The sequence below is a fragment of the Profundibacter sp. genome (assembly GCF_056498605.1).
Window position 1 is genome coordinate 1 of sequence record NZ_JBSMEZ010000005.1, and the last position, 9,897, is coordinate 9,897.

At 56.1% G+C, this 9,897-nt stretch carries 10 protein-coding genes; 3 read left to right on the plus strand and 7 right to left on the minus strand.

The window, feature by feature from the left end:
* Positions 1–75: 75 nt before the first annotated feature.
* On the plus strand, positions 76–675 hold the full coding sequence (locus ACWB12_RS00705; RefSeq protein ID WP_479528134.1) for a histidine phosphotransferase family protein: 600 nt from the start codon (positions 76–78) through the stop codon (positions 673–675).
* A 109-nt stretch (positions 676–784) separates the two neighbouring features.
* Here the strand turns inward: ACWB12_RS00705 and ACWB12_RS00710 are convergent, their stop codons facing one another.
* The 6 genes from ACWB12_RS00710 to rplU all read right to left on the minus strand — a co-directional run bounded on the left by ACWB12_RS00710 (position 785) and on the right by rplU (position 6,068).
* Positions 785–2,032, minus strand: a complete 1,248-nt coding sequence (locus tag ACWB12_RS00710) for a glutamate-5-semialdehyde dehydrogenase (protein ID WP_479528135.1) — start codon at positions 2,030–2,032, stop codon at positions 785–787.
* A gap of 46 nt (positions 2,033–2,078) precedes the next feature.
* Entirely contained in the window at positions 2,079–3,185 is a 1,107-nt protein-coding gene (gene proB, locus ACWB12_RS00715; RefSeq protein ID WP_479528136.1) for a glutamate 5-kinase, read from the minus strand.
* A complete protein-coding gene (gene obgE, locus ACWB12_RS00720) occupies positions 3,173–4,225 on the minus strand; it encodes a GTPase ObgE (RefSeq protein WP_479528137.1) in 1,053 nt (350 codons plus the stop codon). Before obgE ends, proB begins: the two co-directional genes overlap by 13 nt.
* A 58-nt stretch (positions 4,226–4,283) precedes the next feature.
* Positions 4,284–4,835: a GNAT family N-acetyltransferase gene (locus tag ACWB12_RS00725; protein ID WP_479528138.1), complete on the minus strand. Its 552-nt coding sequence runs from the start codon at positions 4,833–4,835 to the stop codon at positions 4,284–4,286.
* Positions 4,836–5,022: 187 nt separating this feature from the next.
* On the minus strand, positions 5,023–5,292 hold the full coding sequence (gene rpmA, locus ACWB12_RS00730) for a 50S ribosomal protein L27 (protein ID WP_479528139.1): 270 nt from the start codon (positions 5,290–5,292) through the stop codon (positions 5,023–5,025).
* A gap of 11 nt (positions 5,293–5,303) precedes the next feature.
* Positions 5,304–6,068 carry a 50S ribosomal protein L21 gene (rplU, locus tag ACWB12_RS00735; protein ID WP_479528140.1) on the minus strand — a complete coding sequence of 255 codons (765 nt, stop codon included), beginning with the start codon at positions 6,066–6,068 and terminating at the stop codon, positions 5,304–5,306.
* A 191-nt stretch (positions 6,069–6,259) separates the two neighbouring features.
* Between rplU and ACWB12_RS00740 the strand changes: the two genes are divergently transcribed.
* Positions 6,260–6,616 carry a hypothetical protein gene (locus ACWB12_RS00740; protein WP_479528141.1) on the plus strand — a complete coding sequence of 119 codons (357 nt, stop codon included), beginning with the start codon at positions 6,260–6,262 and terminating at the stop codon, positions 6,614–6,616.
* Between the two features lie 2 nt (positions 6,617–6,618).
* On the opposite strand, the gene ACWB12_RS00745 is transcribed toward ACWB12_RS00740, so the two are convergent.
* Positions 6,619–7,443, minus strand: a complete 825-nt coding sequence (locus ACWB12_RS00745; protein WP_479528142.1) for a DUF2059 domain-containing protein — start codon at positions 7,441–7,443, stop codon at positions 6,619–6,621.
* A gap of 146 nt (positions 7,444–7,589) precedes the next feature.
* Between ACWB12_RS00745 and ACWB12_RS00750 the strand changes: the two genes are divergently transcribed.
* Positions 7,590–9,734, plus strand: coding sequence for a tetratricopeptide repeat-containing sulfotransferase family protein (locus ACWB12_RS00750; protein WP_479528143.1), 2,145 nt, complete (start codon positions 7,590–7,592; stop codon positions 9,732–9,734).
* Positions 9,735–9,897 lie beyond the last annotated feature (163 nt).

Below are 9,897 nucleotides of genomic sequence, written 5' to 3' on the forward strand. Positions count from 1 at the left end.
GTGCCTGACCAACATGCCCGGTTCTAGAAAATCATTCACGCTTTGCGCCCCTTATCTGATGACTGGACTGTTCCTATGACCACTGCCCAAATTGATATCGCTGCCCTGATCGGCTCTCGCATCTGCCATGACCTTATCAGCCCTTTGGGGGCAATCGGCAATGGGGTAGAATTATTGGGCATGGCGGGGGCTGTGGACGGGCCCGAAATGGCGCTGATCAGCGAAAGCGTGATGAACGCCAACGCCCGCATCCGGTTTTTCCGTATTGCCTTTGGCGCGGCGCGGCGCGGCCAGATGATTGGCCGCGATGAAATCCTTTCGATCTTGCAGGATATGTCGGCGGGCAGCCGTGTGCGGGTCAATTGGATCAGCGACGAAAGCCTGCAGCGACAACAGGTCAAACTGACGTTTCTGCTGATCCAGTGTTTCGAGACGGCCCTGCCATATGGCGGCACGATTAATGTGAAGCAGAGTCAGGGCGGCTGGAACCTGCATTGCAACGCCGAGAGGATGAACATCGATCCGTCCATTTGGGAATTGCTGGTTTCAACCGATATCGAGAAAGAAATCTCGCCCGCCGAAGTGCATTTCGCGCTTGTGCCGGATGCGGCCAAACATGCTAGCTGTAGCTTGCAGACCAGTTTGGGTGACGATGTGATCGCCTTGTCCTTTTGACGCAACCTGATTGTTCATTTTGCAAAACAACGTAGTTTTGTTGCGGTTAGGAAAATTTCAAATTTTCCTTGTGAAATTCTTTCAAAGAATTTCGGCGACCAAACCCCGTTTAATTGCGTACCGTGCCATCCCCTGTCACGATATATTTGAAACTGGTCAACTGCTCTGATCCCACCGGCCCACGCGCATGCATCTTGCCCGTGGCAATGCCAATTTCGGCCCCCATACCAAATTCGCCACCATCGGCAAACTGGGTCGAGGCATTGTGCATCAATATCGCACTGTCCAGCCGCTCAAGGAACCGCGCAACCGCATGCGCATCCTCGGCCATAATTGCATCCGTGTGGTTTGATCCATATTGCTGGATATGGGCAATCGCACCATCCACATCGTCAACCAGACGCGCCGCAATGATCATATCCAGAAACTCGTGGCCGAAATCATCTTCGGTGGCCCGCTTGCTGCCATTCAAACCAGCACCGGCCCGCACCTCGACGCCTGCGGCCATCAGATCATCAATCACCTGCTGACCCAGCGCGGCTACATCCTGATGGATTAACAAACATTCGGCTGATCCGCAAATCCCCGTGCGCCGCGTTTTGGCGTTCATCACTACAGCGCGGGTTTTGCCGGCATCGGCAGAGGCGTCGATATAGACATGCACAATCCCTTCCAGATGGGCAAAAACCGGCACGCGGGCCTCGCGCTGCACCAATCCAACCAGCCCCTTGCCACCACGCGGCACGATCACGTCGATGCTGTCTGTCATGGTCAGCATTTGCGAAACCGCAGCCCGATCACGGGTTGGCACCCGCTGGATTGCGTCCGCAGGCAGCCCCGCCGCCTTTAGCCCTTGAACCAGACAGGCATGGATCGCTGCCGAGGAATGAAAGCTTTCCGAGCCGCCCCGCAAAATCACCGCATTGCCCGCCTTCAGGCACAGCGCACCGGCGTCTGCCGTCACATTCGGGCGGCTTTCATAGATCACGCCGATCACCCCCAAAGGCGTGCGGACCCGCTTGATGTTCAGCCCTGACGGCATATCCCACTGGGCAATCACATCGCCCACAGGGTCTTTTTGCGCCGCAACCATGCGCAAGCTCTCAGACATGGCTTTGATCCGGTCCTCATCCAACATCAATCGGTCCAGCATCGCGGCAGTCAACCCCTTGTCGCGGCCATAGACCATGTCTTGTTCATTGGCTGCTTGGATGTCAGCGCGGTTGTCCCAGATTGCATCTGCTGCGGCCTGCAGGGCGGATTCTTTTGCTGCAGCGCTGGCGTGGGCCAGCTCGGCGGCGGCCGCTTTGGCGCGGATTCCGATGTCAGCCATCATGGTTTTAATTTTATCGTTCATTAGATTAATGCCTCCGGCGGAGATATTTAAGAAAAGAAGAAAGTCTTTATAGCACCATATCATCACGGTGGATCAGGGCAGTGCGGGGTTTGTAGCCAAGGATGACCTCGATGTCATCCGAACGTCTGCCTTTGATCGCCATCGAATCATGCGCGTTATAGCGCGACAGGCCAAGCCCGAGCGGCAGCTGATCCGGTCCAAGGATGGTCAGTGGATCGCCACGGTCGAAATCACCGGTCACGGTGGTCACACCGGCTGGCAATAGCGATTTTCCACTGTTCAGGGCGCGGGCGGCACCGGCGTCGATGGTGATGCTGCCTTTTGGTTTCATCGCGCCGATCCAGCGTTTGCGTGCCGCTTGTGGATCGTCTTGTGGGGCAAACCATGTTGCATTGGCACCGTTATGCAGCGCCGATAGGGGCCGTTTGGCAAAGCCGTTGCAGATCGCCATCGCACAGCCCGCAGTCATCGCAACCTTTGCCGCCATCAGTTTGGTTTTCATCCCGCCGCGGGACAGCCCCGATCCGGCATCACCGGCCATGGCCTCGACTTGGGGGGTGATCTGTTTGATCACCTCATAACGGATCGCATTCTTATCCAGCGTCGGATTGGCACTGTAAAACCCATCAACATCCGACAGCAGGATCAATTGATCCGCCCCGACCGTCACCGCGACCTGTGCCGCCAAGCGGTCATTGTCGCCATAACGGATTTCATCGGTGGCGATGGTGTCATTTTCATTGACAATTGGCACCACGCCCAGGTTGATCAGCTGTTCCAGCGTGGCGCGGGAATTCAGGTAGCGTCGGCGGTTGGCACTGTCTTCCAATGTTACCAAAACTTGTGCGGTGGTAATCCCGTGTGGCGCCAGTGCTTCTTCATAGGCCCGCGCCAGCCGGATCTGGCCAACGGCAGCGGCAGCCTGTGATTGTTCCAGCGCCAATTCTGTGGCGGGCAACCCCAACACCCCGCGCCCCAGCGCGATCGATCCGGACGACACGAGGATCACATCCGCACCCTGCCCCTTGAGCCAAGCCACATCCAGCGCTAGCGCGTGTAGCCAATCGCTGGACAATTGCCCTGATGTGCGGTCCACCAACAGGGCCGATCCTATTTTGACAACCAATCGCTTGGCAGATGTTAGGGACGCCATCCTGCGTCCTCCTCCTCGGTTTCAGCCTGTTCAGCCTTGCGGGTGCGAATGCGGTCCTCGGTGATTTCGGCGCGAACGGTGCGCAGCACATCGATCAGCCCTTCACGGCTGACACCGGACATTTGCATCACCGGACCGTCCACAACAGCCGACAGTTCGGCAAATTTGGCGGCGCGTTCCTCGTCATCCAGCGCATCGATTTTATTCAGCGCGGTGACGCGGGGTTTATCGGCCAGATGGCCGCCGTATTGTTCCAGTTCATTGATAATAACGCGGTAATCCTCGGCCACATCCTCACTGGTTGCATCCACCAGATGCAGCAGCACCGCACAGCGTTCCACATGGCCCAGAAACCTGTCACCAATGCCGCGCCCCTCGGATGCTCCCGCGATCAGACCGGGAATGTCGGCCATGACAAATTCGGCGTTGTCCACCCCGACCACGCCCAGATTGGGGTGCAGGGTGGTGAACGGGTAGTCAGCGATTTTGGGCCGCGCATTCGATGTGGCGGCAAGGAACGTCGATTTGCCAGCGTTCGGCATGCCCAGAAGGCCGGCATCCGCGATCAGTTTCAGGCGTAGCCACAGCACCCGTTCGACCCCTTCAAGGCCGGGGTTGGCGCGGCGCGGGGCGCGGTTGGTGGGGGATTTGAAGTGCAGATTGCCAAAACCACCGTTGCCGCCCTTGGCCAGCAGCACACGCTGGCCAACCTCAGTGATGTCGGCGATCACGGTTTCCTCGTCCTCGTCCAGAATTTCGCAGCCCACCGGCACCCGCAAGATAATATCGTCGCCATCGGCACCGGTGCGTTGCGACCCCATACCGGCCTGGCCATTTTTGGCGAAAAAATGCTGCTGGAACCTGAAATCGATCAGGGTGTTCAATCCGTCAACCGCCACGGCCCACACATCGCCGCCACGTCCACCGTCCCCGCCGTTGGGGCCACCGTATTCGATATGTTTTTCGCGCCGGAACGACACACAGCCACCGCCGCCGCCGCCAGAACGGATGAATACTTTGGCAAGATCGAGGAATTTCATGGGTTTGCGGCCTTAAAATTGTTGTCTGTCTAGGCGATAGAGCACAAAGCGCGTGGCCTCAAGCCTGCGCCACCCCCATCTTTTTAATATAGGTCCATGTTTCCACATTGGCCCCGCGGGCAACCGAATGGGTTTCGGCGTCGCCAATGTATTCAAAACCAGCGTTGGTCAGCACGCGGGCTGACGCCGGATTGTCCTGAAATACCTCGGCAAAGATCGAATTACATGTCTTGGGGTTGGCATTCAGCAACGCGACAACCGCCTCGGACGCATAACCCGTGTTCCAGAACGCAGGCGCAATCCAGTAGCCGATTTCGGCCTGCCCGCGCTCGATGCAGGTCAGGCTGATCACGCCCAGCAATTCGGCGTGGTCATGGGCTGTGCCATCCAGCACCCATACATCTTCGCGGCGATCATCTGCCATTACGCGGGTGATAAAGGCCTCGGTGGTGCCCGGCGGTAACGGGTGCGGAATGGTTGAGGTAGAGCGCGCGATGCGCTCGTCACTGGAATACAGCTCCAACAGGCCCGCGTCGGATTTGCGCAACGGGCGCAGGGTAAACCGTTCGCATTCTATGACTGGCTGGTTAATGATCGTCTCGAGTCTCATGCTGTCCCTCCTTTGGGTAGCATCTGGATCAGATGGCGATTAACGTGCGTCGTTACAAGACGTCAGGCCGTCACCGGAACTTCAATCTACTGTGACACTGGAGCGATTTTTAGGCACAACAATATCGAAAAGCAAAAGGACCGGTGTTGCCACCGATCCCTTTAATTTCTTACCATAAGGTTTCGGTTTATTCAGCGGCCTCCGCCACCGGAAGGACCGAAATAAATGTGCGGCGTTTGAGGCCTTTGTGGAAGGTCACGTTACCTTCGACCTTGGCAAAGATTGTGTGGTCCTTACCCATACCGACGCCTTCGCCCGGCCACATCTTTGTGCCGCGCTGACGCACGATAATGTTACCCGGAATCACGGCTTCGCCACCGAATTTTTTAACGCCAAGGCGACGACCTGCACTGTCGCGACCGTTGCGGGATGAACCGCCTGCTTTTTTATGTGCCATCTTGTCTCTCCTTAGCCTTTAGCCAGTTTTTTGGCCTGTGCGACCCAGTCTTCACGTTCAATACGACCCTTGAACGACAGTTTCTCGTCCATATCAGCAATATCAGCTTTAGACCAGCCTGCGACTTGGGCAAATGTGGTTACGCCTGCTTCGTTCAGTTTTTTCTCAAGTGCGGGACCAACACCGGACAATTGCTTCAAATCGTCAGCACCGGATGCAGCTTTGGGGGCTGCTTTTTTAGCGGCGGGCTTGGCGGCTGCCTTTTTCGCAGGTTTCGCTTCCGCTTTAGCCGGTTTCGCGGCTGGCTTGGCTTCGGCCTTGGCCGGTTTCGCCTTAGCAGCCTTGGCTTTCGGGGCTGGTTTACCTTGCTCTGCGCGGGCTGGCTTGTTGCTGGCTGGTTTCATTGCCGCAATAGCAGCTGCCGAAACAGACCCTGTGCCGATGGCTTCTTTTACGCCGGATTTGTCAGCACCTTTTTCAAGGATGTCCGTGATCCGCACCAAAGTCAGCTTTTGACGGTGGCCTTTTGTGCGCTTTGAGCCGTGTTTCCGGCGACGTTTTACAAAGTGAATTAGTTTTTCACCTTTGATCTGGTCGATTACATCGGCCTGAACGCCCGCACCTTTAACAGTGGGTGTGCCGATTGTAGAACCAATCATCAAAATTTCGCTGAACTGGACTTTTTCGCCAGCATCGGCCGCAATACGTTCAATACGCAGGACATCGCCTGACTGAACCTTGTATTGCTTGCCGCCGGTTTTCATAACCGCAAACATATGGTATTCCTTTGTTTTTCCGCGTTCTGTGGCCGCCCAACCCTGGGTGTTGTGCCTATATCGGCGCCTCGAACTGCGCGCCCTTATGGGCGACATTACGCAAACCTGACAAAGTTATCCTTGCCAAGAAGCGGGCTTATCTGGGAATTACGGGGATAAGTCAAGCGTAATGAGTGAAGGAATATAGGGAAATGCGGATCATTTGGTTAGGATTGGTTCTGGCGCTTGGCGGCTGTGACATGGGGCATCTGGGTAATCCGGTGATGTGGCCGGGTATGGTGGTGGGCACCGGCATTGAAAACGCCACCTATAACGCACGGCGCAATCGGGTGAGCGGGCATGTGGCGGCGCATCAGAACGAGATTCTGGATGACATTCGCGCGGGCGGCGGCCCTGCCCTAACGACTGGGGCTGATCTGGCCTGTGTTCCGCCAGCGGCGCGCCCCGAGATGATCCGCGTAATGCAAAGCGATATTGCCAAATTCACCCCCGCCCCCCCGCAGGCCCGTGAACAGTTGGTTGTCTGGTTCATGGTGCATGGCCAATAGGCTTATAACTCCTCGCCCTTCACAAACCCCGCCGCCGACAAGCCAAGCGCCCTGGACACATTGGTAAACACATCGTCAAATCCGGCAAACAGCGCCGCATTCAGGGCGCGGCCCGCCTTGGTGCCTGAAAAATCAATGTAGGCCTGCAAATCATCGTCTGATAGCGGGGCGTAGGCCAGCGTCAGATAGCCATAGATCCATTCCTGGGTATCCAGCCGGATTTCCGGTTCCTGCGACCAGACATCGCGCAGGATTTCATCTTCGGTCAATTCGTAATCAAAGGCCTGCCCATCAATCATGCCGTTATAAAAGGCATAGCTGGCGTTCATTGCGCCCGTGACATTGAATTCGACCAAATCATTGGCATTGATAAAATCCTCAAGCAGGGCAAGGCGCGGATGCCCTTCGTCCTGCATGGCAAGATAAGCGTCACGGCTTTCCTGCTCCAAACTCTTGTCCAGTAACGCACGCCGCGCCGACAGCTCTAACGATACAATACGCCGACCACGATCGCTGTCAAAGAAGGCCAGCATCGCCTTCAGATCCCCGCCGTCCAGTTCCGCCGAAAATCGTGGCAAGAAAGTCTGCCAAATTCGTTCGGACTGATATATTTCATCAACCGCTCGCTGCCATTTTTCCCCGCCCGCATTGCTCAACAGCTCGCGGTCAAGGTCACGGCCATAGCTGACCCCCTCCTGCTGCATCACCGCGAATATTTCATGCAGTTGCAGCGCATCAATCAAAGGATCCAGCCGCGCCGCGTCCTGTGCGGCGGCATCGAATGCGGGAAGCAGCAAAACAACGATCAGGTAAAAACGTTTTAACATGGGGGTCCAGTCTGGGCTATTGCGTGTTACCTTATAGGGGGAATATGACCTTGAGTAAATTCAAGAGCAGGCAGCGATTATGTTTGTTGGACAGCTCGCGCCAAACCCCCTAAACCATGACCTGAATAACAACGAAAGACACTGCCGTGCCGCCAATTTCACCAAAACAAATCCCTGCCCTGTATCAAAAGGCACTTAGCCTGCAGAACGCTGGCAAGCTGAACGAGGCGCTTGCGGCCTATCAGGCGATATTCAATGTCAATCCGCGTATTGCCGAAGTCCATTTTCAAGTGGCCCGTATTTTCGCATCCGGCGGAAAATATGAAAAAGCCCTGCCGCATATGAAAGAGGCAGCAGCGCTTAAACCTGGAGAGGCCGCCATCTGGCAGTTCTGGGCCGAGGTGTTGAAATCACTCGGCGATAAGGAACAAATTTCGGCTTTTCTAAAGCATCTGTCCAAGACACCACTAGAACCTCACCAAAAGGCCAAAATCGGCAGCACGTTTTCGGCACATAAATCGTCACCTAAGGATGGGTTGGGCGGGGTTAGCCCGCAAGAAATTGCCGCGCTGATATCGAACATGAACGCGCAACAGTTTGAATTGGCGCAAACCGGCGCACAGGTGTTGTTAAAAACGCATCCCCGATCCTCGACCGCGGCACATATTCTTGCAACAGCCCAAGCCCGCCTAGGTAAAACCGACACCGCACTGGCCAGTTACCGCCATGCCATAACACTGGCCCCCAACGCCGCAGTTATCCGCAACGATCTGGGGCGTTTGTTGCTGGATATTGGCAGGCCCGTTGATGCCGCCGAAGAATTACGCCGTGCGCTGAATGCCGACCCAAAGCTGGCAGTCGCCATGTCTAATCTGGCCCGTGCACTGGCGCGAATGGTTCAGGATGACGAAGCATTGATGCTGGCTCGCGATGCCTGCAAGCTGGCCCCAAAACTGGCCGAGGCCCGTTTCACCCTCGGCACGCTATTGGCCAAGGCCGAACAGGACGGGGATGCGATTGAAGCTTTTCAGGCGGCGATCCGTTTGGGGGACAAATCGGCACAGGTCTATGCAATGCTGGCACGGGCCCAAGGGGTGTTGGGCCAAAATGATGACGCAATGAAAAATTTTACCAAAGCCATTGAAATTAGCCCAGATTACGCCTTTGCTTATTCTCGCCGAGCGGCATTATTGCAAACTCAGGGCGAATTCGCGGCGGCTGATGCGGATTTTCGCAAGGCGATTGAACTAGAGCCAAGCAACGGCGAAACCTACCGCACCTTCAGCGCCTCGCACAAATTCAGCGCTGATGATCCTTTGATCGGCCAGATGAAAGAGCGTTATGCCGATAAGCGGCTGAGTGAGGCCGACCGGATGCACCTCGGCTTTGCCCTGTCCAAAGCAATGGATGATTGCAAGGAATACAATCAGGTTTTCCCATATCTGAACACCGCCAACGGGCTGATGCGCAAGGCACACCCCTATGATGTGAATGTTCGCGCCATTGAACTCGATAAAATCAAACAAGCGTTTCGCAATGTTGATTTTGCCGCCTATGACGGTGTTGGCGACGACAGCTTCGCGCCGATCTTTGTCACCGGTATGCCACGGTCCGGCACCACATTGGTGGAGCAAATTCTGGCCAGCCACAGCACCGTTACTGGCGCTGGTGAAATTGGTGAATTTTCCCGCGAAGCGTATCAGCTGATTGGCACGCCCGAAGGGGACTTTAACGCGGTCACCAATATTGGCAATGACGCCCTGAAACAGCTGGGCCAGCATTATACCGACTACATGCGCGCCCTTTTCCCCGATGCGGACCGGATCACCGATAAATCGATCCAGACCTATACCTTTATGGGACTGGTCAAAATCGCCCTGCCCCGCGCCCATGTCGTGGTGGTGCGGCGTGATCCGCGCGACAACCTGCTGTCGATCTATAAAAACGTATTCCGCGAGGGCACACATGGCTATGCCTACAATCTGCGCGACCTTGGCACCTATTATAAGCTGTTCGAGGATATGATCGCCTTTTGGCGCGAGACCCTGCCAGGATATTTCCACGAAATCCACTATGACGCCCTGACCGCCAACCCCGAGGAAGAATCCCGCAAACTGTTGGCGGCTTGCGGGCTAGAATGGGAAGACGCCTGCCTGAATTCCCACCAGACCAAACGCCGTGTCGATACCTTGTCGGTCTATCAAGTGCGCCAACCGATCTACCGCTCGTCCGTCAAGGCATGGCAGCGGTACGAGGACGATCTGGGTGATCTGTTTGACGCGCTAAAATAGCGCGCCAAAATTCCCGCTTGCATGGGGGGCACATGCACCCTAAATACGGGCCGGTTCGACATGCTTAAACCTACTTTTGCGGAGAGGTGCCGGAGTGGTCGAACGGGGCGGTCTCGAAAACCGTTGAGCCTTCACGGGTTCCCAGGGTTCGAATCCCTGTCTC